The following is a 24,575-nucleotide window of genomic DNA, read 5'->3' on the forward strand; positions in this document are numbered from 1 at the left end:
TCCGGTTTTTATGCAGTTTGAGTTGAATGCTGTTGTTCAACTTAGCGCAATGCAATTTCGGCTAGGCCGACTTAATTCGATGTGTGAGGGTGTGCCAGATGGATAGAAATGATTTACTCATTGCGACGCGCTCGGTGTTTTTGGCTGAATTTAATCAAAGAATGCCGATGGTGCTGGCGCACTCGATAGGGCAATTATTTAATCAGGCCGATCGGGCCACTTCAATGCTTGAGCAACGTCGTTTACTCGCTGCGCGGCAATTGATTATGAATCACGATCAAAAACTTGAGCAGCAGCTGTCGCGTCAAGTTGAGCAATTATTGCATCGCAGTTTTCAAAAACAGCTTATAACCACTTTCGTCCGTCCTTTACCGAGGGGTTCAGTGCCACATTGTCCTTGGTGGAGTCGGCGTCGTTTGAAGAAGAATTACATATTGATCAAAATTACCACGCGTTTTCGGCAAGAGGCCGAAGAAGGTATTCGCGATTTAAATATTCGCATTGCTTTATTGCTTGAGCAAGACGTGATTAAAGAACGCGAAAATCCATTTCGTACTTATATTCTCTCGCGCAGTATTGCGAATGCTTTAGAGGAAACCGTCGCCGAAACGGGCAGCGACAATGAATTAATTCCAGTGCTCTTAGCGCAATTTACCACGTCAATGTGCCCGCATGTCGCGCCGCTGTATGAGGCTTTAAATCAGCTGCTGGCCCAGCATGGGATTGCAGCGCAATTGCAATTAAAGGTTAGAAAACAAAGTGAACCCGCTGCAGGCGCAGCGGGAAATCTGCTGGATCAGTCTGATGAATCGCCCTCAGCATTAACACCTGACGCGCAGCACAGCGAATCGGTATCGCGAAGCGGTGAGTCGCCACGCGCAGTGTCAAGCACTCGTTCATCGATGGGCTCATCGGTGGGCTCGGTAGGCGCAGCGCCGTGGGGCGCACGCTCGGAAGATCAATTTTTGGATTTTGTGCAATCTAGACCGTCTGCATCGCAGGCTGCATTGCAGGGGGCTGCGCCAGCGAGTGTACCGAATGCTGTGGCAGGCATGGGTTCTGGCGGTTCTGGCTTGATGGACTCGGTGGCAGCGCCGTTGGTGGCGTCCAGTGCCGAGGCACGCGCCAGTATGGCGCGGGCACCGTCATGGCTGAGTCATATTGGGCAAGTGGGGCGCAGTATTCAGCAGTTTTTTAGTGGCCACAGTCTGCAGCAAGGCGCGCAGGGGCAAGGCCCGGTGTGGGATGACGCCGCATCGCTGGAACTGCGTTCGGTGAGTGCGCCGCTGAGCCAATCACTGCAAAGTCTGATTGAAGTCGCTACGCCAACGGCAGAGGCCATGTGGAATGGCGATGGTCGGCTGCGCAATCTGATTTTAGAGCAGCGCCAACAATTGGGCGCCAGCACCAGTGACGTCAATGAAGCCATGACCATTGATGTGGTGGCCATGCTGTTTGAATTTATTTTGCGTGACGATAAAGTGCCGGCCGAAGTTCGGGCGCAGCTTGGGCGTTTGCAGTTTTTGGTATTAAAAATCGCGCTGCAAGATCCAAATCTATTTGCCAGAAAAACCCACCCAGCGCGCATGCTGGTCAACCGAATTGGTTCGATTTCTTTGGGTATGCAGCAAAATAGCGAAAGCGCCGCCCGAGTCAATACCGAGATTTGCCGCATTGTGGCGATTATTTTGGCCGATGAAAGCGAAGATTTAGGCTTATTTGTGCAAATGCTCGATGCGCTGGATGCGTGGGTGGCCAATGAATTAGCGCATTCCGAAAAAATGGCCAGTAGCGCCACGCAAGTTTTGGATTCTGCCAAACAGCGCACATTACATTTTGCGCGTATTACCGCGATGATTTCCGACGCTTTGTCGCCCTATACCATTGAGCCGTATTTGTATGATTTTTTGATCAGCACTTGGGCGCGAGTGATTGAGTTAGCGGGGCGCGAAGCGCCGCATAAAGCAACACAATATCGTTTATTGGTGCCCGATTTGATTTGGAGCTTGGCACCTAAGGTTGATCGTGATGAATGCAAAATTTTATTGGGTTTGATTCCAACCATGATCGCCACTTTGCGCGAAGGGGTGTTAACGCTCAATTGGACGGCCGAACAATTACAAGAATTAAATCTGCATTTGGTGGATGCGCATCGTTTGGCGATGCGCTCAGGCTCGATTCAAGTGCATGGTGCTGTGCCGCCGCCGCTGTCGGTGATGCATGAGGCTTTTGCGCCATTTTTGGACGCGGTGCATCCCACTGAAATCACCGAGAATGAGGCCGTGGTCACGTTAAATCCACTGTTTATTCAAGCTGAGATCGATGCTTTAGAAGTTAATCTCAATCTGATTGATCAATTGATTGAATCGGAATTAGGGCCGCAAACTGCAGTTGAAATCGATAGCGTAGATGAAGACTTTACAGCGTGTTTAAGTAATGGCGTGGCGGTGGAAATTAATTTTTTGCTGGCACTGCGCGCATTGCCCAGTTGAGCTGGCAAGCGAATCATCCCGATGCGATTGTATTAACTTGGCCTGATCAAGACGCGCCGGCGGTATTGAGTTTACGGGCGTTTCGCCGTTTATTTGCCCGTGATCGCGTGCGCTTTTTAGAGCAAGCACCACTCTTTGATCGGGCAATGAGCGAATTATTGGCCTCGGCCGAGCAAGTGGCCAGTACCGAAACGGCATTGCCCAGCATGGTGATGGCCTAACCAAGCCCAAGCATGGGGAACCGCCTAAAACAGCGTCTCGCTGGTGCTGGTCTTGATGTTAGCTCAGCGTGACGTGCCGATTGCGGTTCAAAACTTACTTTGTGCGCCTTTTCTGGCAACTGAAGTCAGCTTAACAAGGTAGAATAAGCCTTGCTTCTTACTTCGGTGCCCGCATGTCCAGCCGCCTGCATATTTACCAGTCCAATCGCCTCGAAAATCTGTTCGAATTATTGCAAGCGCTGTATGGCGTCGCTTTGAGCGATCCGTTTGCCAGCGAAAAAATCATTGTTTCCAGTAAAGGTATGGAACGCTGGCTGCGGTTTAAATTGGCCGATCGCGTTGGGATTTGCGCGGGGATCGACTTTCAACTGCCCGCCAGCTTTGTCTGGTCTTTGCTCAAAGACGCATTACCGCATTTACAAGCTGATTCGCCATATAGCGCTAGCCCCCTTGCTTGGCGCTTATTTGGGGTGTTGCCAACATCCGGCGCTCGCGCTGCTAGCCCGATTGTGGCGGCGTATTTGAGTGAGGGGGACGCGCGGCGGCAAATGGCGTTGGCGGGTAAGTTGGCCGACGTGTTCGATCAGTATTTGGTGTTTCGCAGTCATTGGATTGCGGCGTGGGAAGCGGGTCAGTTAGTGGGTTTGGGCCCCGATGAAGCGTGGCAAGCCACATTGTGGCGTGAAGTGAAAGCCAGTATCGACGCCGATTTTGGCTCCATGCCACATCGTGCCGATATGTTTGTGCAACTGTTTAATACGTGGCAAAACGATGGGCCAAGTCGTTTGCCTGAGCGCATTACCGTGTTTGGTATTGCCGGCATGCCGCCAGCGTATATCGACGTGCTGGGAGCTTTGGCTGAGCACATCGACGTGAATTTATTTTTGCTTAATCCTTGCCGCGAAGAATGGGGCGCTATTGTCAGCGCCCAAGTGATTGCGCGCCGCGAGTTAGACCGCAAGCAAGAATCACTCTACCTCGATATTGGTCATCCTTTATTGGCATCGATGGGCAAGGCGGGGCGTGATTTTTATCGCGCGGTAACGGAAGCTTTCCCGTGGAGCGGTGGCGGTGAGCAGTGGTTGTTTTATGACCCGCTCGAGCATATTTCCACGCCGAACTTATTGCAAACGCTGCAATCGGATGTGCTCAATTTACTCAATCGTGATGCATTAAATGCCCATGTGGTGGCAAAGAACGATCGTTCACTAACGTTCCATAACGCACATAGCGCGATGCGTGAAGTTGAAATCTTGCACGATGAAATCGCCGCCATGCTGGTCAATGACGACAGTTTGTTGGCTTCAGAAATTGCCGTGTTACTGCCCGATATGGGGCCGTATGCGCCGCTGATTGAGGCGGTTTTTGGCGGTGCCAAAGCCTCTGGCGCACCCAATATTCCGTTTAATATCGCCGACTTAACCACGCAGCAAGAATGCCCGGCGGTCGATGTGTTAATGCAGCTCTTGCGATTGCCGGAAAGCCGCTGCAAAGCCGATGAAATGTATGGCTTACTCGAAACGCCGCAAGTGGCGGCGCGTTTTGACATCAGCAGTGATCAGTTGCTGACTTTGCGGCATTGGATTGCGGCGGTGGGCATCCGCTGGGGCTTAGATGCGGCGCATCGGGCTGAGTTTGATTTGTCCGATATGGGCGCAGCCAATACCTGGCAGCTGGGTTTAGATCGATTGCTATTGGGTTTAGCCTTGCCCAATGCATTGGCGGGTGACGCAGTACCGCTGTGGGGCGAGGACACGTCTGAATTAGCCGCGCTGGCGCCGTGGGATGATTTGGAAGGCTCGCAAGCGAGCTTATTGGCCAAATTAACGACATTTGTTGCCGCAGTACGGCATTGGCGAGCGGCGCTCAGTATTTCGCGTACTTTGCCGGAGTGGCGCGATGCGGCTTTATTGCTACTCGAAAATTTTATTTTATTTGACGAGCATGACGAGGCCGAACTCAAACTGGCTGAAGCTATTCGCACAACGCTAGCGGATTTAGCCGATGAAGCGCAATTGGCCGGTTTGGCTGAGCCCGTGCCGCGCGAAGTGGTGTGCGATTGGTTGCAACATCGCTTTGAAAACAGCAGCCGTGGCTCGGGATTTATGTCGCGCGGGGTGACGTTTTGCACCATGGTGCCGATGCGCGGCTTGCCGTTTCGGGTGGTGGCGGTGTTGGGTTTGAATGAAAATGATTTTCCACGCAATCCGCCGACGGCGGGTTTTGATTTAATTGCCCAGCATCCGCGCTTAGGCGATCGTTCGCGCCGCTTGGATGATCGGTATTTATTTTTAGATTTGATATTGGCGGCACGAGAAAAACTTTATCTGTCGTGGGTTGGGCGCAGCTTAAAAGACGATGCGCATTTTCCGCCGTCGGTATTGGTGAGCGATGTGCTCGATTGTGTGGCGCAAGGGTTTTTTTGAGGGTGATATCGACGCGAGTCTCGAAGTGCGACGAGCGAATTTATTGCAGCATTTAACCCTTGAGTATCCTTTGCAACCCTTTAGCCTACAAAACTTTGTTGGCCATACCCCTGAAAGCAATGCAAATGCCATTGCGTCGTTTAATCCGCTGTGGTGTCGTGCTGCTGAACAAATTGCATTGGCGGCGGTTGGGCGCGTGTCGAGCGTTGCTGAGGGCGCAGGCGATGCTGTATTGAATGAGCTGGCGCACAGCGATGCGATCAGTGATGCGCCGAGCGATTCAGGCGCAATCCATTTGGCCACTGCCGAGCAATATCCGCCATTTGCCATGCCCAATAGTTTGCGCTGGGATGAGTTGGCACAGTGTTTGGCCAAACCTGCCGCTTACTTTTTGCGGCATCGGGCGAATTTGCATTTTCAGCCTAGCGCCAATGATGCCGGTTTAGAGGACGATGAGGCGTTTGATTTAAAAGATTTTCGCGACAATGCCGTGCGCGATTTGGGTCTTAAGTATGGGCTTGAAGCGCATGATCTAGCTTTTGCGCGGGGCAATACCCCGTTGGGAGTGCCGGGTGAAATGCTGGTGGATGAACAACTCTTTGCCGCTTGTGCGCTGCTGGATGCTTTGCCGCGCTATCAATGTAGTGATCAGTTGCCCGCGCAAATGGTGCAAATGACTTTGTCGCCGTCTTGGTCGCCAACTCCAGCTGATGTGCAAATTACTGGTTGGTTAGATGCGTGTTATGCCGATGGGCGCATTGTTTTAAAAAGCCAAATTTATCCGCGCGATATGTTCCGTGCTTGGGTTGAGCATTTACTACTGTGCGCCATGCAGCCCAGCGCCATGCAAACCGTGACGCGTTGGTTGTCGCCTGAACGCGTGTTGTACTGCTCGCCGATTGCGGCGGAACAAGCGAAGGTGTATTTGAGTGATATTTTGGCTTTATATCAAGCCGCAATGGCCGCGCCATTGCCGTTATTCCCGCACAGTGCGTTTGGCGTGGGGGAAGGCGCTGCCAAGCGATACGGTCGAGGATGAAAACACTCAAGCCTTACGCTGGGCAGCGGCGATTAAGCGTTGGTTACCGAGCTTTAACCGCGATGGCGAATGGCTAGAAGTGCAAAATCAATTGCTATGGCCGCAAGATCCACTGCAAACCAATAGTCCCAACGGCGTGCAATTTACGGCGTGGGCGACGCGAATTGTGTTGCCGATGTTGGCCGCAGTCGAGGAGCGAACCTTGCATCATGATTTAAACCGCTTGTTAGCCGAACAAGGACGTGCGTGATGACTGAACGCCAATTGGATGGATCGATGGCGCACGCCAGCGTGGTAACGCCTTCAGCCGCAGACAAAACGGCCATGCCTGAATTTGCGCCGTTAATGGTGCACGATGTGCCGCTCGGTGGCCGAGTGTTGATCGAAGCTTCGGCCGGTACCGGCAAAACCTTTAATATCACTGGCCTGTATGCGCGTTTGATTTTAGGCGCGGGTATTGGACCCGATGAGCCAGCGTATAACGCGGTCAATGGATTACTCCCCGAGAGTATCTTGGTGGTGACGTTTACCAAGGCAGCCACAGCCGAGCTCAAAGATCGGATTCGTTTGCGCTTGGCGCAATTAACGCAAACCTTTGTTGAGCAAACGCCGGTCATGGTGGGCGGCGCGCCAGAACCATTTTGTGCCGAGGTGTGGGAGCGGGTCATCGCCGAGGGTTTAGATCCCGATCCTTTATTGCGGCAACTGCGCTTGGCGCTCGCGACGCTCGATTGTGCCGCGATTTCAACGATTCATAGTTTTTGCCAGCGCTTATTGACCGAGCAAGCGTTTGAGGCGGGCTTTGACTTTGATCGGCAATTACTTGAGGACGAAAGCGAATTACTCGCTGAAATTACCCATGATTTTTGGCGCAGTCAGGTGTATGCCGCCGATATGGCGTGGGTGGCGTATTTGCGTGAGCAAAAAATCGACGTGCCGTATTTAGAGCAATTGGCTGGACAAGTCAAAAGCCTAGATCCAGTGTATTTCTTGCCTTTGCCCGATTTGCCATCGGCTACGTATCGGGACGAGCGCCGTGCGCAATATGCTGAGCAATGGCGGCAATGCCAGCGCTGGTGGGATCCAGACGAAATCGCCGCGCTGTTACTCAATGCCCAAGCCGGTGGCATTTTTTCTGGCACGTATAAGCTGACGAATGAAAAATGGCAGGATGGGCTAGCGGCGGTCAATCGCTTATTACAAAGCCCAACGCCCAGCGTGTCTTTATGTAAAGATTGGGAGAAATTCACCCAAAGTCATTTGCTCAAAATGACTAAAAAAGAATTTAAACCGGTGGTGCCGCAACATGCGTTTTTTGCCGCCGCCGAAGCTTTATTGGCCAATGCCGACAGTATGGCGGCTGATTTGGCTTTGCAACTTAAATACTGGCGCTTGGATTTTGCCCGCTATGTGCGTGAGCAATTGGCGCTTCGCAAAGCGCACAGCGGCAAAATGTCGTTTGATGACAGCATTACTTGCTTGGCTGCGGCGCTGGACGATACGGTGCGGGCGCAAAACTTAGCCAATAAGGTCAATCAAAAATATCGCGCGGCCTTAGTCGATGAGTTTCAAGATACCGATCCGTTGCAATTTAAAATTATTGATCGTTTTGTTTGGCCATGCTTTAAGTGACGGCAGCGAGCCGCCGTTTTTTATGGTGGGCGACCCGAAGCAAGCGATTTACGCTTTTCGCGGTGCCGACGTGTATGCCTATTTGGGCGCGCGTGGGCAGGCTAAAGCGTGTTATTCGATTGAGACTAATTTTCGCTCTGACGCGCCGATTGTTGAATTTGTGAACGCGCTATTTGCGCCCAAAGACGCTTTTGTTGAGCAACAAATTAGTCATCCGACCATTGCCGCCAAGCAAAGCGGTGAATCTAAATGGCAATGCGCCGATGACCGTGCGGCGGTGCACGCTTTTGTGTTTGATGGTGGCAATCCCGATACGGCGGAAAAAACTGCTATTGGCGGCAACCGCCGATGAAATCGCTGGTTTACTGAATGCCGCTAGCCAAGGCAAAGCCACGCTCAATGGGGACGCTTTAAGTCCAAAAGATATTGCGGTTTTAGTGCCGAGCCATCGGCAAGCGCATGCCATGCGCCATGCGCTGGCGGAGCGCGGCGTGGCGGCGGTGATGCAAACTCGAGAAAGTGTTTTTGCCTCCAGCGAGGCGCAAGGCTTGTGTGCGATGTTGGCGGCGATTGAAGCGCCAGCGCAAACCAGTTTGCTGCGTAAAGCCTTGGTGAGCTCGGTGATGGGCTTTAGCGTGGCGCAATTAATGGCGCTGCAATTGGATGATGCAGCGTGGCAAGACGAAGTCGAAAACCTACAAAGTTGGCGCGATGAATGGCGCAAGTTTGGCTTTATGCCGATGTTTCGGCGCTGGTTGGTCGAGGCCGATATTGCCAGCCGCGTATTAAAGCAAGACGGAGGCGAGCGGCGCTTGACCAATTTACTGCATGTGGCGGAGCTGGTGCAGCATGAATCCAGATCCCGCCCCAATCCGGCCTTATTGCTGGCGTGGCTCGAGCGGCAAATTGCTGAGCCCAATCAGGGCGCAGAAAGCCAGCAAATGCGTTTAGAAAGCGACGCCGATCGCGTGCGCTTGGTGACGATCCATGCGTCCAAAGGCTTGGAATATCCGATTGTGTTTTGCCCATTTGCATGGAAAGGTAAGAGCGAGTTGGTGCGTAACCCGCAATGGGTGTCGTTTCACCAACCAAGCGCGGCGCATGCGTTGCAGATTGATGTCGGTACGTCTGAGCTCGACGCGCATCTGGCGCAAGCCGAGCACGAAGCCTATGCCGAACAGATTCGTTTGTTGTATGTGGCTGTCACCCGCGCCAAGCATCGGCTGTATTTAGCGTATCCGGCGTTTGAAAAGCTCGCTTGGCAGTCGCAGGCGGGACTAAAAAACGCGCCGTTAACGCATTTATTGCGCACGGAATCAGGTCAAGCCATTAGCGAACACCTCAAATCGCTTTCGCTGCCTTTGCTGAGTGACGCATTTAAGCGCTTGGATGCCCGCGTGTCGGTGAGTGGCTTACCCGAGTGGACGCGATATGCCGGCACGGATCGTGCACTACCGCATTTGCAATTAGCTGCGCGCTCTAAGCGCTTTGATTACGCACCGTGGAGTTTGGCGGCGCCGTGGCGCTTAGCCAGTTTTACTTCGCTCACGCGCAGTTACGCCAGCGATGCAGTGGCTGAAGCGGGGACTGATTACGACGCTGATGGGGTGCAAGTGCCTCGCTTGGATAGCGAAGCGTTGTCGGATGAAATGCGCTTTCGATTTATGCGCGGTAGTCGGGCTGGTACCACATTGCATTCGGTGTTTGAGCACACTGATTTTACGCGAGTCGATGCCGCAGTCTTGGCGCAAACGGTGACGCAAGCGATGCAAAAATCCGGCTTGGCCTTAGCGCTCGATGCCGCACCGCCAGTCGCCGATTGGTTGCTGGCCGTGCTCGCCGCGCCCATTGAGCTGGCGACGGGTGTGTTGCGCTTAAATCAATTAACGCATCGCCAGCGCTTAAATGAATGGCAGTTTTTATTGGGGTGTAAGTCGGTGGATATCGCCGCCTTTTGCCGCGTATTGGCCCAGCCTGAGTTTGGCGTTGAGCCGCGCTTTATCGCCGCTGCCCAGCGGCTAAAGCCAGAAAAATTCGTCGGTTATTTAAATGGTTTTGTCGATTTGGTTTTTTTCTGGCAAGGCCAGTATTTTATTGCCGATTACAAATCCAACTTTTTGGGCGATCGCTTGAGCGATTACGATCCTGCCGCATTGCGTGATGTGATGAGTGACTCGCATTATTACTTACAGTATTTGCTGTATAGCTGCGCTTGGCATCGGCATATGTTGGCGCGCTTGGGTGAGCGCTATGACTATGCGCGTGATTTTGGTGGGGTGTTGTATTTATTTATTCGGGGTATGTCGCCAGAAGTCGCTAATTGTGGCGTTTGGCACGATAAACCCCCTTTGAAACTGATTGAGGCGCTCAATCGTGCCCTAGGTGAAGGCGTAGCGCAATGACCAATACCGTAGAAACAACGACGCCACTGACGGCGATCAATTCCCGCGCAGTAGAAAAAATCGATTTTTCTAGCGTATTGCTGGATTTATTGCGGCGCAAAAATCCTAACGCTCCCGCTGATTTATTGGGGCTTGCCGCGCAATTGGCTAAAGCCAGTGAGCGCGGCGATGTGTGTGTGGATATCCCGCCGCAAACCGATTTGGCGGCATGGCTGGCCAGTGGTTTGGTGGGCGAGGCGGGTGATTTTATGCCCTTAATTGCTTCGCATCAGCGGCTGTATTTAGCGCGCTATCACGCGTATGAGTCGCGATTGGCCTTGCAATTGCGCGCCATGGCGCTTGATGCGCCGCCAGCGCCAGATGAAGCTCGACTGGCGGCACATTTACAGACTTTTTTTGCCGGCAGCCAAGAAAATCCCGATTGGCAAAAAATCGCTGTGACCGCTGCGCTGCATCAACGACTGAGTATTGTTAGCGGTGGTCCAGGAACTGGAAAAACCACCACGCTGATTAAATTATTAACCTTGCTGCAAGTCAGTAGCGATCGCGTACTCAATATTGCGCTGGCGGCGCCGACAGGTAAGGCCGCCATGCGCATGCAGGCGGCGATTAGTCAGGGCAAGCAAGATTTAGCCGCGAAAGGCTTGTTAAGTGCGGAGTTGGCAGCGCAAATCCCCGATCAAGCCACGACTTTGCATCGTTTACTCGGCAGCCAATTTAATTCCGTGCAGTTTCGCCACCATGCCGCGCGCCCTTTAGTACTCGATGTGCTGGTGCTGGACGAAGCGTCGATGATCGATTTGGCCTTGATGAGTAAATTGGTCGATGCTTTGCCGCCACACGCTCGGTTGATTTTATTGGGTGATAAAGATCAGCTCGCTTCGGTTGAAGCGGGCGCAGTGATGGGGGATTTATGTGCCGAAAGTGGGTTTTCGCCTGACTTTGCTGCCAAATTATCGCGCTTAACCGGCCAAGTGGTTGAGCCTAGTTTTTCCGCGTCGGCACTGGGCGAGCATGTGTTGACGTTGCATAAAAGCTATCGGTTTTCTGGCGCGATTGGCGCTTTGGCCAAGGCGATGAATGGCGGCGATTTACGTGCAATCAGTACGCTATTGCAGTCTGCCGCCAGCCAAGCCAAAAGCGATGCGCCATTGATTTGGTATGCCAGTAATCCCGCTGCCAGCGGTCAAGATTTATCCGCGCCACTGCTGGCAGGCTACGCGCCATTTTTTGCTGCGGTGGCGGCCAATGCCGCGCCGAGCGAGGTGTTTAAGGCGTTTGATGCGTTTCGAGTGTTGAGTCCGGTGCGCCAAGGCGCAGCCAGCGTGTCGCGTGTGAATCATTTGATTGAGGCGCAATTGGTCAAACAAGGTTTAAGAATGAATGACCAAGTTTGGTATGCCGGTCGGCCGGTATTGGTGCCACAAAATCTATACGATTTAGCACTGTATAACGGCGATATTGGCCTGACTTTAGCCGATGAAAACGGCAAGCTCTGGGTGTATTTTCCCGATAGCAATGGCGGCACACGCAAAGTTGCGCCTGCGCGCTTGCCCTCGGTGGAAACCGCGTTTGCAATGACGGTGCATAAATCACAAGGCTCGGAGTTTGCGCATGTGTTGTTGCTGTTGCCCAGCCCAAGTGATGGCAGCGTGAGCGCTTTAAGTCGGGAGCTGGTTTACACCGCGATTACGCGTGCGCGCCAGCAAGTGAGCTTGTGGGGTGAGGAAAGCATTATTACCAGCGCCAGCCGCAAAGGCATTACGCGGCAATCGGGTTTGGCGCTGCGTTTACTGGCGTGAAACGGACTTAAACAAAAATTTGGCGCTGCAGTGACGTACTCGGTTGTGGTGCTTGGTACTCGATTTGGTGGGTGCCTAAAGCCGCTAAGCAGCCTAATTCTTGGATTACCCAGCTCATATCGGCGGCGACGGGTGCTGTAATACTGAGCATTTGTCCGCTAATGGGGTGTTTAAACTGCATCTGAGTGCACGCCAACAATAGGCGATTCACGCCAAAAGCTTGCGCAAAGGCGCGATTGTGTCGACCCTTGCCGTAGGTGGTGTCGCCAATAATTGGATGGCTTAGGTGTTTGAGGTGGCGGCGAATTTGATGGCGGCGGCCAGTAATTGGATCGAGCGTGACTAAGGCATAGCGGCTGCTGGGGTATTTGTCGACCATCCACGGCAGCTCGACACTGGCAATACGTCGATAGTGGGTTTGACTGGCTTGCGCGGCTTTTTCAACAATGCCACCAAACACTTCGGCGTCGTCTTTACGGATTTCTAATGGATGATCGATTTCGCCTTGCTCATCCGGCCAGCCGCGCACTACCGCCAGATAGTTTTTTGCCACTTGCCGTTCGGCAAATTGCATCGACAGGGCGCGGGCGCTGTCTGAGTTAAGGCCAAACAATAAAACCCCTGAGGTGGCTTTATCCAAGCGATGCGCCGGAAAAACATGCTGGCCAATTTGATCGCGTAACAGCTGCACCGCAAAGCGCGTTTCGTAGGCGTCTAAGCTGCTGCGGTGAACTAATAAATCACTGGGTTTGTGAATGGCAACGAGATGATCGTCTTGATACAAAATGGGGAGCATAGTGCTGCTTTGTGGCGAGGGGTTTGGATGAGACTGGCTGGTTTATGACGAAATCAGTCAGCATGTGCTAATGTAATGGTTGTCTGCATGTGTTTTGGGTACGTCATGTCTATGGTTCAGCAATTGCCACATTACATTTGTGGCCATCATCATCCGCTGGAAGCCTATCAGCAAGCGGATGATCACTCACAAACTTTGTGTTGGTCAGCAATGACCTTGCCATGCCCAAATTGCTGCACGCAAATTGTGCAAACCTTAGATTTGAATCCGCAAGTTTACGTTAATCTTCAGCAATTATCATCCAGTTTGACCGCTTTTGTGATTGAGGTGAGCGAGGTGAGCCAGCCTTTAGATGGCGTTTTATCTCTGACGGGTTATGTGCAGCGCGCGGCGTCGATTGATGAATTGCATCCTGGTGGCGATATTTTTGACCTGCCCAATGCAGTGTGGCGCAAAGAATATTGGTTTGATAATGACACTGAGCCGATGCACGTGGTGGCCTTGCTCCGGCATTTAAAGCAAGAGATGCGTTGGTTAGAAACGTATTTGCCGCAAGGCGTGCGCGCGATTCATTTTGCTGATTTTGTCGGCACGACTTAATTTTTAATGGGCCATCGATGGCAAAAAGCCCCAACGTTGCAAGGCGTTGGGGCTTGATTGTTTTTAGTTAGCTGAAGCCATCACCCAAACAGGTTTTGCCAAGTGGCTTGCACCGATTGCAGATCGTTTTCCAGCGGCGCAATCATATCGGGCGTGAGCGGCGTGCCATTCAGGCGATTGATATGCTGCAAGCGGCGTAGTGCGCGGTAGGCAATGCGGGCGTGCTCAGCAGCGTGGCTGCTGATTAAGCCGTGTTGGGCGGCGGTGTCGAGTAAGGCGATATTGCCCAAATTGGCGGTGAGCGCCGGAATCGTGGCTGAATACGCCAAAATCAAAAATTGCATAATAAATTCAATATCCACAATCCCGCCGCGTAAATGCTTCACATCCACGGCGCTGGCTGGGTGGGTTTCAAGGATTTTTTCGCGCATTTTTTTAACTTCGGCTTTGAGCGAATCAATGTCACGCTCAAGGCAAATCACCGCATTGCGAATCAGCGTGAATTTTTGACCGATGGCGACATCCCCCGCGCAATAGCGAGCGCGTGTGAGGGCTTGATGCTCCCAAACCCAGGCTGAATTGCGCTGATATTGCTCGAAAGCATCAATGCTAGAGACCAGCAATCCCGATGTGCCATTAGGGCGTAAGCGTAAATCAATATCGTACAGCTGACCGGCCGAGGTCATGCTGGTGAGCCAGTTGACTACCCGCTTAGCAAAGCGAGCGTAAATTTCGCCGGCGTTGGGGTGCTCGTCCTCGTATAAAAACACCAGATCCAAGTCCGATGCGTAGCCTAATTCTTTGCCCCCCAATTTGCCGTAACCAATAATGGCAAATTGCGGTGTTTCGAGGTGTTTATTGGGCATTTCGCGCCAAACTTCTTCGACGGCGACCGATAAAATGAGATCGGCCAGATCGGACAAATGATCCGATAGCGTTTCTAACGGCAATAAGTCGGCCAAGTCTTGCGAAACTAAGCGAAAAATCTGCGTGTGTTGAAAGTGCCGTAAGCAATCCATCTTGGCTTCGGTGTCGTCTTTAAGCTGGCCAATGTCTTGCCTCAGCTGCTCACCTAATTTACCCCAATCTGGCGCTTGATGTAGTAAGCGTGAGTCGAGTAATTCATCGAGCAAGATTGGGTGGCGAGTCAGGTATGCAGACACCCAAGGGCTAGCGCTATACAGTGATGCGAGCCGTTTTAACGCCTGCGGGTGTTCTGCGTAGTGCCAAGTAAGATTCGCGGCGGCCAATGGCTTCGAGTAAGTCGAGTAAGCGCGTCAGCGTAATATCAGGATTGCTCACTTGGGCGGAGATGGTAATCAGTGACGGTAAGATCGCGTCGAGTCGTTGCCGGCAGCGATCGGGCATTTGCCGATATTTGCTGCTGTCGTGCAAAGCATTGAGTCGACGTTGGATTTCCAGCGGTTTGGCAAAGCCCAATGCACTTAATCGGCTGGTGTCTTCGTCAAGGTATTGGTCGATATGCGTTTCGGTGTTGCTGGCATTGAGAGCACTGTGCTCAGGTAGCGCAAAAATTTGTTCAAATTGTGCGGTAACTTGCGCGCGGTGCATGTCGAGCGTGGCTTTAAATTGCGCCCAATCGCCGACGCCTTGGTTGGCAAACCCCATGCTCAGCGCCAGTCGCGCCTGATCGTCGCTTTGTGTGGGCAGCATTTGGGTCTGCGCATCGTCTAAATACATAATTCGATGTTCGACATTGCGTAAAAAAACATACGCCGCTTGCAGTTGATTGACGATGTCGGCAGGGAGTGTGCCTTGTTGTTCCAGCTCGTTCAAAATGACTTGTGTGGGTCTTTGCTGCAAAGCCTTGGTGCGCCCACCGCGGATGAGCTGGAACACTTGGCCGATAAATTCAATTTCACGAATGCCGCCAGGGCCCAATTTGACGTTTTCAAAGCGATCTTTGCGCGCCACTTCACGGCGGATCTGGCTGTGCAGCTCTCGCATAGAGTGATACGCGCCGTAATCGAGGTATTTTCGGTAAATAAACGGCGTGACTAAGCTCATTAATCCGGCCGCGTCACCGCTTAAAGCGCGCCCTTTAATCCATGCATATCGCTCCCACTCGCGCCCTTGGGTGAGCAGGTAGTTTTCTAAAGCGGCAAAGCTGGTGACTAAGGGGCCAGAGTCACCAAAGGGGCGTAAGCGCATGTCGACTCTAAATACAAACCCATCTGCTGTGGTGTCGCCAATGATGCGAATTAGCTTTTTGCCAATTTGGGCAAAGTACTCATGATTGCTGATGCGCTTAGTGCCATTGGTTTCGCCGTCTTCGGGGTAGACAAAGATTAAATCAATGTCCGATGAGACATTGAGCTCACGGCCACCTAATTTACCCATACCAACAATAATCAGCTCTTGCACGGTGTCGCTGTCTTCGCCAATGGGTTGGCCAATGCGCTCGGTGGCTCGACTTAAAAATTGCAATGCGTGGCTGAGCGCCACTTCAGCTAAATCGCTAGTGGTGGTGACCACTTCATTGAGGTCAGATCGACCGCTGATTTCTCGGGTGATGAGTCTGGCCATCACCGCTTGGCGCAAATTACGTAATTGTTGGCTGAGTTGTTCTTCGGTTTCAATGGGCTCTTGCGCCAGTTGATCGAGCATCGCTTGTCGAGTAAAGACTTGCTCGAGCGATGCGATGGTGGCGTTGATCAAGTGGGGGTGACGCATAAAGAGATTATTAAGGTAGCGGCTATGCTGGCGTGCGGCAAGAATGGCAGGGTTGGCGGAGGCGATATCGGTCATGGGCTCACTCGTAGGCATTGGCAATTGGCGCTATGGGGCTTCCCCTGAAGGTGTCTAGTGTGATGCGGGGCATAGACGGCGGCAAATCTTTGCGAGAAATGCCAAGTGAAGCAGAATGCCGCTTTGGAATCAGGGTAAAATAGCGTTCATGTGCGTAACCCTAGCATAGCCGAGCCTGTTTGGGCGCTTTCCCCTTTCTGAATTTGGACGTTTTTTTAGTGCGCCGCATCAAACTTGCTTTATTTCATCTTCCGCACAGCCTCTTCCGGTGGCTAAAGCGTCTTGTGCTGGCCTTTTTGTTATTGTTGCTGATTGTGGCGAGTGCTTGGCAGTTCTGGTTTATGCCGCGATTGAATGATTATCGGCCTTGGCTGATGACGCAGCTCGAGCAGGCTACGGGTGTGCCGGTGTTTATTGGGCAAGTCAGTGGCGGCTGGCAAGGGGGCTACCCACAGTTAATGGTGCGCGATTTTGCTGTAGGTAAGAATCGCCAAGCGCCCGACCTGCGCTTTGCGACGCTCAGTGCCACTTTATCGGTTCGCACGCTATTTTTAGGGCAGATTCAATTTCATCAAATCGTGCTTCAGTCGCCTTTGCTCGACATTAGTCGCACTATGGATGGTCGTTGGTGGATGGGGGGTGTGGCATTAAGCCAACAATCTAGCGAGCACCGCGATGCCAGTATGCTTAATTGGTTATTGGCGCAAAATGAAATCGTCATTGAGCAAGGGCAAGTGCGGTTTAGTGACGCACAAGGCCAATACCCTAGTTTGACGCTCAGTCAGGTGGATTTTTCTACCGATCAATTTCTAGGCGCACATCGCTTTAATTTGGCTTTAACGCCACCACCCAGTGTGGGGCCGCGTATTCAAGTGCAGGGTCGATTAAAAGGGCGAGATGTTGCGCAACTACAGCAATGGTCGGGCTGGCTAAAATTGCAATTGCCCGAAAAGTAATCTGATTAAGTTTATGCCGTGGCTGAATGCCTTAATGCCTAAAACTTTGTTGCTTGAGCATGGTGTGGGGCAGTTAAATTTGCGGGTCGATTTAGCACAAGGCCAATTGCAAGCCATCGAGGCCGATTTGGGCGCGCGTGATTGGCAAATGCGTGATCAAGCTACGACCACCCTGTATCAGCTGCCAAAGCTTGATGCCGTTGTCTTCTGGTCTGATACCCCTAAGGGAAAAACCTTAAAAATTAATGGTCGGCAAATTGAATCGCCGTCTGGGGTGTTGTGTACATCGTGTAATCTGACATACAGCCAAACCAAGGCCGAATCGACGACCGAGGCGGCTTTACAGTTAAAGCAGTGGCAGCTTGCGGGTTTAAATGCGTATTTGCCGTTACTCAAGCCTTATTTGGCTAGAGCAAGGATGCCGCAATTGAGCAGTGCCCCCGCTCAGGTGGGCGGGCTGATTCAAGAGGCAGAGCTCAGTTGGCAAGGCCCATTATCTGCCGCCAAGGCATTCGCTGGACGTTTTGATGCGCAAGCGCTGGTGCTGCGCCATGCTGATTTGAATTTTGGCCCGATTGATTTGACGGGGCAGTGGCAAGAACAAGGTGGACGACTTGATGTACGGGGACGTAATACCGAGTTTAACTACCCGGCACAATTTGTCGATCCCATGCTGCTCAACGAGCTAAGTACCCGCATCGAATGGCAAAAGAAGGCGCAAAACTGGCGCTTTGATCTGCTGAATTTTTCAATGATGAATCCAGCCATTCAGTTGAAATTAGATGGTCATTATGAAGGGCCAAGTTCAGGATTGGGCAAGGTCAAAGTATCGGGAGATATTGCGCATCTGTCGGCCAATCAGGCGTATCGCTATTTGCCACGCATTTTGGGCGATGATGTCCTTGTTTGGTTAAAACAAGCTTTGTTGGCAGGGGATGCCAGTCAGGGGCGAATTACTTGGCAGGGGGATGTTGCTGGATTTCCTTACCATAAAGGTTCGGCGGATGAGGCACGTGGCCAATTTGCAATTTATGCCAAAGCGGCGGATGTGACGCTGAACTATGTGCCAGGCTGGCCAATGATTGACCATATTAATGGTGATTTGGCTTTTGAAGGCTTGGCGATGAAAATTAATGCATCGGCTGGCGAGATCTCAAAAACCCGTTTAAGTGGCGTGCAGGTTGAAGTTCCAAATTTAGAACAAGATCAGCATATCTTGGTCAGCGGTCAAGTAAGTGGGCGTACGCATGACTTTTTATCGTTTGTTGCCAATAGTCCGGTTAAGGAGAGCACGCAAGGGTTTTTAGATACTTTGGAGGCCGAAGGCGATGGCACGTTGGATTTAAAGCTCGATATGCCAATGATGGATATTGATCACACCAAGGTGAGTGGTCGCTATCGATTTAAGCAAAATCAATTGCGCTTTGGCGGTGCGATTCCGGTACTCAATGCCGCGACTGGCGAGGTCGAGTTTTCCGAATCGGCGATTAAAGTGCCATATGCTCAGGCCAAAGCACTTGGCGGTACGGTTAAACTATTGGGCTCGAACGATGTGAATGGCGCTTTGGTATTGAATTTAACCGGCGACGCGGCAATGGGGCAGATTGCGACCGCCTATTTGCCGGCACTGCAAACGCAGATTTCAGGGCAAAGTCAGTATCAAGCGCAGCTTAAAGTCGCGCCTAAGCAATTTGATCTATCGGTGAGTAGCGATTTACAGGGCGCTAAAGTTAATCTGCCAGCGCCGTTGGGCAAAAATGCCGCGCAAAGCCGGTCGCTGAATGTTAAAGCCAGCGGTGGGGCTTTGCAGCATCAGTTAACGTTTTCTTTAGGCCAATTATTATTCGGCAAAATGCAAAGTAAACAATCGAGTCCTAGCGCCGAACCGAAAGTGCAAATGGTGCTCGGTCTAGGCAGTGAAGTGAGGGCGTTACCAGAAAGTGGCGTAGTAGTGACTGGGCATTGGCCAGCGCTAGATGTTGAAGATTGGCTCGATTTTGTTGAAAAAATGCCGCACTCAGCGAGTGCCGCTAGCAATAGCTTGCCGGCAATTACAGTGAAAGAGCTGGGTTTTAAGCAAGTGAATGCATGGGGGCGCTTGTTTAATGGCGTCATCATCAGCGCTAAGCCTGCAGCAAAAAATTGGCAGGTTGATTTAGAGAGTAAAGAGTTGGCGGGCCGAATCCACTGGCAGGCCGGTAGTCGGCAGCTGAATGCCAAGCTGAGTAAGTTATGGCTGCCATTTTCGATGGAGTCACAGGCCGCACCGACCACTGTGCCGGGTTTAAGTGGGCCGGTGCAAAACAATGCATTGGACGAGCCAAGTGCTTGGCCGCAAATGACTTTAGATGTGGCTGATTTACGCTATGAGCAGATTGAATTGGGTCGGTTAAATGTATTAGCGGTACCGCAAGGCGCGGCGCTCAATATTGAGCAGTTACAGTTAAAAAACACCGACGGTGATTTAACATTAAATGGAATCTGGAAGCAAAAAGACGGTAAAAATCTGACTCAAGGGCAGGTGCAACTGACTTCAGCCAATTTGGGGCGATTATTGACTCGGTTTGGCTACCCAGAGGCGATGACGATGGCGCCGCTGCATTTTGGCGGCAATGTTGAATGGCAAGGCCCGCCTTGGTCTCCCAAACTCAATTCAATGCAAGGGCAGTTTAAAATTGACGTTGGTGCTGGGCAGTTCCTTAAAATTGATCCGGGCGCAGGACGGTTTTTGACGGTACTCAATTTGCAAGCGATTCCTCGGCGTTTAAAACTCGATTTTGAAGATTTAATTTCACAAGGCTTTGGCTTTGATCGAATCACCGGGGACGCCACGATGAATCAGGGCGTTGCCAAGACTAAAAACCTCACGATTGACGCGCCGTCGGCCAAAGTGCGTTTTAAAGGCGACGCCAATTTTGTCGCTGGGACGCAAGACATTGTGGTGCGCATCGTTCCTGCCGTCGGGGATGCGGTGGCTTTGGGCGTGGCGGCGATTAATCCGATTGCGGGTTTGGCGACTTTTGCCGCGCAGCGCTTGTTTGATCAAAATCCCTTGGGAGAGCTGGTTTCGTTTGAGTATCAAATCAGCGGTTCAATGCGTGATCCACAGGTTAAAAAATTAAACTAATGGGTATGTTGCTGTAGTTAATATTAGATGTGGCTTTTGTGGCTATACATGGCGAGGGTAATATGCAGTCAGTTCAAGTCTGTGCGATTCAAATGATTTCTGGCCCGGTGGTGGCTGACAATTTTACAGCGCGCCAAGCTGCTGATTGCACAGGCAGCACAGGCAGGTGCCAAGCTGGTGCTGTTGCCAGAATATTTTGCGATGATGGGGCAAACCGATCAAGACAAATTGGCAATACAAGAAACCTTTGGCGCTGGGGCGATCCAAGACTTTCTGGCCGCAGCGGCGCGCGAGCACGGCATTTATTTGGTGGCCGGTACGATCGCATTGCGCTCGGAGCATGCCGCAAAGGTTAAAAATAGTTGTCTGGTATTTGACCCGCTGGCGCGTGTATTGCGCGCTACGACAAAATTCATTTATTTGGTTTTGATAGTGGTACCGAGCAGTTTTGTGAAAGCAACACCATTAGCGCAGGCGATGCAGTGGTCGCGTTTGACACGCCATTTGGCCGCGTAGGTTTGGCAGTTTGTTATGATTTACGCTTTCCAGAGTTGTTTCGCCAAGTGGACGGTGTTGACATTTGGTTATTACCGGCGGCATTTACGGCAACGACCGGCCGCGCACATTGGGAAGTATTGCTGCGCGCGCGGGCGATTGAAAATCAATGCTTTGTCATTGCTGCCGATCAAGGTGGCGAACATCCCAGTGGTCGAACCACCTATGGGCATAGCATGATTATTGATCCTTGGGGGCAAGTGCTAAACTGCCTGGCCAGTGGTGATGGGCTGGTGTTGGCTGAATTAAAGGCCAGCCAGTTGCAGCGAGTTCGCAGTAGTTTGCCGGCTTTGTCGCATCGAGTATTGTCATTGCCGGCAAGCGACTAACCGGCACTCGATGGGCATGTTGTTTTCTTTGGTTTGAATTGCCGATCGGAAACAATGAAATTGTTCGTACTTTTTTTGGTCTTTGATGGACAATCGCGGTAACTCAATGTTGTAAAAGTGTGCAGGGTTGATTTTGATTGCAAGGCCTTGCCGACTTGGTGCTCCATACAACTTAAACACCCTAATTAAAAGTGAAATCCAATGACCGTTTTTGCCTTAGCTGAACAGCAATTACTAACCCCATTTAATTTGGATGAGGCGGCGCTCAGTCAAGTTTTTAGCGACATCATGACGCACAATATTGATTACGCCGATTTGTATTTTCAGTACAGCCGCTCTGAAGCGTGGAGTTTGGATGAAGGGATTGTAAAGTCAGGTAGCTTTAGCATTGACCAAGGTGTGGGCGTGCGGGCGATTCAAGGCGAAAAAACGGCGTTTGCCTATTCAGACGATATCAGCTTGCCCGCATTAACGCAGGCCGCTTATGCCACTCGGGCGATTGGTCGGCAAGGGGGTGAGGGTATTGCTCGCCATGTCACAAAACATAATGCACGTCAGCTTTATACCCCAACAGATCCTATTTCGAGTTTGAACGAAGCGGCCAAAGTGGCGATGTTGGAAAAATTGGAGCAATTGGCGCGCAGTCTCGATCCTCGCGTAGTGCAAGTGATGGCGAGCTTGGCAGGCGAGTATGAACTGGTGTATATCGCGCGTCACGATGGCCATCGTGCTGCGGATGTGCGCCCGATGGTGCGCTTGTCGATCAATGTCATTGTTGAAGCCAATGGTAAGCGTGAGCAAGGTAGTGCCCGGTGGTGGTGGCCGTTTTGATTATGGCTATTTCACCGACATGGTTTTGCTCGATTACGCCAAAAAAGCGGTTGATCAGGCGGTGCTCAATTTAGATGCTAGACCGGCTCCGGCGGGCGAGATGACGGTGGTGTTAGGGAATGGCTGGCCCGGCATTTTGCTGCACGAAGCGATGGTCATGGTTTAGAGGGTGACTTTAATCGCAAAGGCAGCTCGGCTTTTGCTGGCAAAATTGGTCAGCGTGTTGCGGCGCCAGGCGTAACGGTGGTCGATGACGGCACGATTGGTGATCGTCGTGGTTCGCTCAATGTCGATGATGAAGGCAATCCAACGCAGCGCACGGTGTTGATTGAAGACGGTATTTTACAAGGCTATCTGCAAGATAGTCTCAATGCTCGTTTGATGGGGCAGCCGGTAACGGGCAATGGCCGTCGTGAAAGCTACGCGCACATCACCATGCCGCGCATGACCAATACCTTGATGGAAAACGGCGATAAAGATCCGCAAGAAATTATTGCGTCGATTAAACGCGGTTTGTATGCGGTGAACTTCGGTGGTGGTCAGGTGGATATCACCAGCGGTAAATTTGTGTTTTCTGCGGCTGAAGCGTGGTGGGTTGAGGACGGGAAAATGCTGTATCCGGTGAAGGGCGCAACGCTGATTGGTAATGGTCCAGATGTACTGACTAAAGTGTCGATGCTGGGTAATGATTTGTCGCTCGATCCGGGTGTGGGAACGTGTGGCAAAGATGGGCAAAGCGTGCCTGTTGGCGTGGGACAACCCACGATGCGAATTGATGGCGGCTTAACGGTGGGTGGTACCGGGGGTTAAGATGGCATTGGTGATTCGAAAAATTGTCGCCGATGAATATCAGCGTGCCGCAGAGGTGGTGCAAACGACTTTTGCGCATTTGGCCGTGCAGTATCAGCCCCCTGCTGGGGTTGCAACGTTTGCCCGCTTGTCGACTGCCGATGAGATTGCCAGTCGCGATGCGCGGCACTCGATGACGTATGTGGCTTTGATTCAAGACGTGATTATTGGCGTATTGCAGGTGAGGTCATCACAACATATTGCCATGCTGTTTGTATTGCCGGAAATGCAAAGTCGCGGCGTTGGCCGCGCTTTATTGAAGGCTGCTGAGCAAGATGCGCCACTACAAACGGTGAGTGCTAGTGTCAATAGTGTGATGGCGTATATGCGCTACGGCTTTATGCCTTGTGGTGGTGACCAAGTTAGCCCATCAGGGATTCGTTTTGTACCGATGCAAAAAGGATGATGTTTTGATCTACTCCGCCACCTTTATTTTTGACACCAAGCAATTTGACGCTGAATTTCATCGGCTCGATCAGCAAATTGCTCAAGCGGCCAAAGAAACCGAGGGTTATTTGGGTGAAGAGGCTTGGCAAAATGTAGAGAGCGGTCGGCTTTGCAATGTGTATTATTGGCAGTCAGAAGCGGGCTTAAAGGCGTTAATGCAGCATCCGGCGCATTTGGAAGCCAAGCAGCGTTACGCGCAATGGCTGTCCGGTTATCAAGTTATTATTGCTCAGGTGGTTCGATCTTACGGTGACTCGTTAATCAGCCATCCTTGCGCAGTCAATCATGGTTAAAACACACTCAAAATTTCTTGGCAGGCTTCATTCATTTCATTAATTAAGTTGGTGTATTGCGGGTCACTGAGCTCGGAGGGGGCAAAGGCTTCGGACAAGTCTTGTTTGTTGATTTCGTCCAACCCGCCGGCAAATAAATTGGCCACATAAATCACGTCGGTGAGACGTCTTAATTGTGTGGTCGGTGGGCGAGGTAAATCAATGTCTCGGACTGCTTCGATGATTTCTTCTGGTAGCGATAAGGTGTCAAGCAGGACGGTACCAATGCTGTCATGCCATTGCGCGACTAAATATTCTACGGTTTTGGGTCTTTCGAGGAGCTCTGGGTTTCTACCGGCGCGATCGAGCATAAAGAAAGCACCCAAATCGTGAACCAGTCCGGCTAAAAAAGCGACTTCAGGATTGAGACGCGGCGCGAGGTGCTTGCAAAGTACTCGGGCAATGGCGGCAGTTTTGAGACTATGTTGCCACCAGAGGCGAGATTGCGCCTCAAAGGGCGCAAGCTGCGCTGAGCGTGATAGTTGATCCATCGCACAAGCCAGCGCTGCCGAACGTGCGACCCCCATTCCTAAGCGAATCACGGCATTTTCGATATTTACAATGGCGCGCCCAGAGGGGTTGTAGCTGGCAGAATTGGCTAGCTTAAGTAATTTGGTGGTGATGAGCGGGTCTTTTTCTACTTCGCTGGCAATTTTTTGCATTGAAGCATTGGGGTCTTTCATTGCAGCGCCAATTTGGATTGAGATATCAAAGCAAACTGGAAAAATCGTATTGCCATCGAGTTCTTTGGCAATGTCCTCTAGCATCGCGAGGTATTGATCTCTGAGCTCGGTTCTGGATTTGTTTTCAGTGGCTGTCATGGTCATGGCATGCTGAGGCTATTTGATGATGGTAGTGGTTTAAGAATAGTATCTATTTAACTGAGTATTGCCTTCGCTGTAAAATAATAAGCGCTTTCTGGCGCTAACAATGTCTTATTTACAGTCTTTTTTGCATAAACACCGTAAAA

16 protein-coding genes and 3 pseudogenes are annotated in these 24,575 nt (G+C 51.6%); 16 read left to right on the forward strand and 3 right to left on the reverse strand.

Features of this window, described 5'->3' with window-relative positions; translation table 11 throughout:
• Positions 1-98 precede the first annotated feature (98 nt).
• From GKO28_RS16460 to recD, 9 genes are all read left to right on the forward strand, one after another.
• Entirely contained in the window at positions 99-2,492 is a 2,394-nt protein-coding gene (locus GKO28_RS16460) for a DUF1631 family protein (RefSeq protein ID WP_182077099.1), read from the forward strand.
• Positions 2,489-2,713 (forward strand): hypothetical protein, encoded by a 225-nt coding sequence (locus tag GKO28_RS16465; protein ID WP_182077100.1) that lies wholly within the window; start codon positions 2,489-2,491, stop codon positions 2,711-2,713. The genes GKO28_RS16460 and GKO28_RS16465 overlap by 4 nt, the downstream gene beginning before the upstream one ends.
• Before the next feature lie 173 nt (positions 2,714-2,886).
• Positions 2,887-5,139 (forward strand): exodeoxyribonuclease V subunit gamma, encoded by a 2,253-nt coding sequence (recC, locus tag GKO28_RS16470; RefSeq protein WP_182077101.1) that lies wholly within the window; start codon positions 2,887-2,889, stop codon positions 5,137-5,139.
• Positions 5,105-6,178 carry a hypothetical protein gene (locus GKO28_RS16475; RefSeq protein ID WP_182077102.1) on the forward strand — a complete coding sequence of 358 codons (1,074 nt, stop codon included), beginning with the start codon at positions 5,105-5,107 and terminating at the stop codon, positions 6,176-6,178. The genes recC and GKO28_RS16475 overlap by 35 nt, the downstream gene beginning before the upstream one ends.
• Positions 6,135-6,428 carry a hypothetical protein gene (locus GKO28_RS16480; RefSeq protein ID WP_182077103.1) on the forward strand — a complete coding sequence of 98 codons (294 nt, stop codon included), beginning with the start codon at positions 6,135-6,137 and terminating at the stop codon, positions 6,426-6,428. The genes GKO28_RS16475 and GKO28_RS16480 overlap by 44 nt, the downstream gene beginning before the upstream one ends.
• On the forward strand, positions 6,428-7,810 hold the full coding sequence (locus GKO28_RS16485) for a UvrD-helicase domain-containing protein (RefSeq protein WP_182077104.1): 1,383 nt from the start codon (positions 6,428-6,430) through the stop codon (positions 7,808-7,810). Before GKO28_RS16480 ends, GKO28_RS16485 begins: the two co-directional genes overlap by 1 nt.
• Positions 7,779-8,162: a UvrD-helicase domain-containing protein gene (locus GKO28_RS21915; RefSeq protein ID WP_182077105.1), complete on the forward strand. Its 384-nt coding sequence runs from the start codon at positions 7,779-7,781 to the stop codon at positions 8,160-8,162. The genes GKO28_RS16485 and GKO28_RS21915 overlap by 32 nt, the downstream gene beginning before the upstream one ends.
• Positions 8,143-10,212 (forward strand): 3'-5' exonuclease, encoded by a 2,070-nt coding sequence (locus tag GKO28_RS16495; protein ID WP_203564236.1) that lies wholly within the window; start codon positions 8,143-8,145, stop codon positions 10,210-10,212. The genes GKO28_RS21915 and GKO28_RS16495 overlap by 20 nt, the downstream gene beginning before the upstream one ends.
• Entirely contained in the window at positions 10,209-12,014 is a 1,806-nt protein-coding gene (gene recD, locus GKO28_RS16500; RefSeq protein ID WP_182077107.1) for an exodeoxyribonuclease V subunit alpha, read from the forward strand. The genes GKO28_RS16495 and recD overlap by 4 nt, the downstream gene beginning before the upstream one ends.
• Positions 12,015-12,021: 7 nt before the next feature.
• Here recD and GKO28_RS16505 read toward each other — a convergent pair whose 3' ends face one another.
• Positions 12,022-12,810, reverse strand: coding sequence for a tRNA pseudouridine(65) synthase TruC (locus GKO28_RS16505; RefSeq protein ID WP_182077108.1), 789 nt, complete (start codon positions 12,808-12,810; stop codon positions 12,022-12,024).
• A 105-nt stretch (positions 12,811-12,915) separates the two neighbouring features.
• On the opposite strand from GKO28_RS16505, the gene GKO28_RS16510 reads away from it, so the two are divergent.
• Positions 12,916-13,410 (forward strand): hypothetical protein, encoded by a 495-nt coding sequence (locus GKO28_RS16510; RefSeq protein WP_182077109.1) that lies wholly within the window; start codon positions 12,916-12,918, stop codon positions 13,408-13,410.
• Between the two features lie 80 nt (positions 13,411-13,490).
• Here the strand turns inward: GKO28_RS16510 and glnE are convergent.
• Positions 13,491-16,179, reverse strand: a pseudogene (glnE, locus tag GKO28_RS23020) (bifunctional [glutamate--ammonia ligase]-adenylyl-L-tyrosine phosphorylase/[glutamate--ammonia-ligase] adenylyltransferase).
• A gap of 284 nt (positions 16,180-16,463) precedes the next feature.
• Between glnE and GKO28_RS16525 the strand changes: the two are divergent.
• The 6 genes and pseudogenes from GKO28_RS16525 to GKO28_RS16550 all read left to right on the forward strand — a co-directional run bounded on the left by GKO28_RS16525 (position 16,464) and on the right by GKO28_RS16550 (position 23,566).
• Positions 16,464-17,135, forward strand: coding sequence for an AsmA family protein (locus tag GKO28_RS16525; protein ID WP_182077112.1), 672 nt, complete (start codon positions 16,464-16,466; stop codon positions 17,133-17,135).
• Positions 17,136-17,148: 13 nt separating this feature from the next.
• Positions 17,149-20,262 (forward strand): YhdP family protein, encoded by a 3,114-nt coding sequence (locus GKO28_RS16530; RefSeq protein WP_203564237.1) that lies wholly within the window; start codon positions 17,149-17,151, stop codon positions 20,260-20,262.
• Positions 20,263-20,439: 177 nt separating this feature from the next.
• Positions 20,440-21,146 (forward strand): annotated as a pseudogene (locus GKO28_RS22435) (carbon-nitrogen hydrolase family protein).
• Between the two features lie 201 nt (positions 21,147-21,347).
• Positions 21,348-22,787: pseudogene (tldD, locus tag GKO28_RS16540) on the forward strand (metalloprotease TldD).
• A gap of 1 nt (position 22,788) precedes the next feature.
• Positions 22,789-23,232 (forward strand): GNAT family N-acetyltransferase, encoded by a 444-nt coding sequence (locus GKO28_RS16545; RefSeq protein WP_182077114.1) that lies wholly within the window; start codon positions 22,789-22,791, stop codon positions 23,230-23,232.
• Positions 23,233-23,236: 4 nt separating this feature from the next.
• Positions 23,237-23,566: an antibiotic biosynthesis monooxygenase gene (locus GKO28_RS16550; protein WP_210768911.1), complete on the forward strand. Its 330-nt coding sequence runs from the start codon at positions 23,237-23,239 to the stop codon at positions 23,564-23,566.
• Here GKO28_RS16550 and GKO28_RS16555 read toward each other — a convergent pair.
• On the reverse strand, positions 23,563-24,426 hold the full coding sequence (locus GKO28_RS16555; RefSeq protein WP_182077115.1) for an HDOD domain-containing protein: 864 nt from the start codon (positions 24,424-24,426) through the stop codon (positions 23,563-23,565). The genes GKO28_RS16550 and GKO28_RS16555 overlap by 4 nt on opposite strands.
• Positions 24,427-24,575 lie beyond the last annotated feature (149 nt).

Origin of the sequence: Deefgea sp. CFH1-16, from assembly GCF_016881365.1 — a bacterium.
Taxonomy (GTDB): domain Bacteria; phylum Pseudomonadota; class Gammaproteobacteria; order Burkholderiales; family Chitinibacteraceae; genus Deefgea.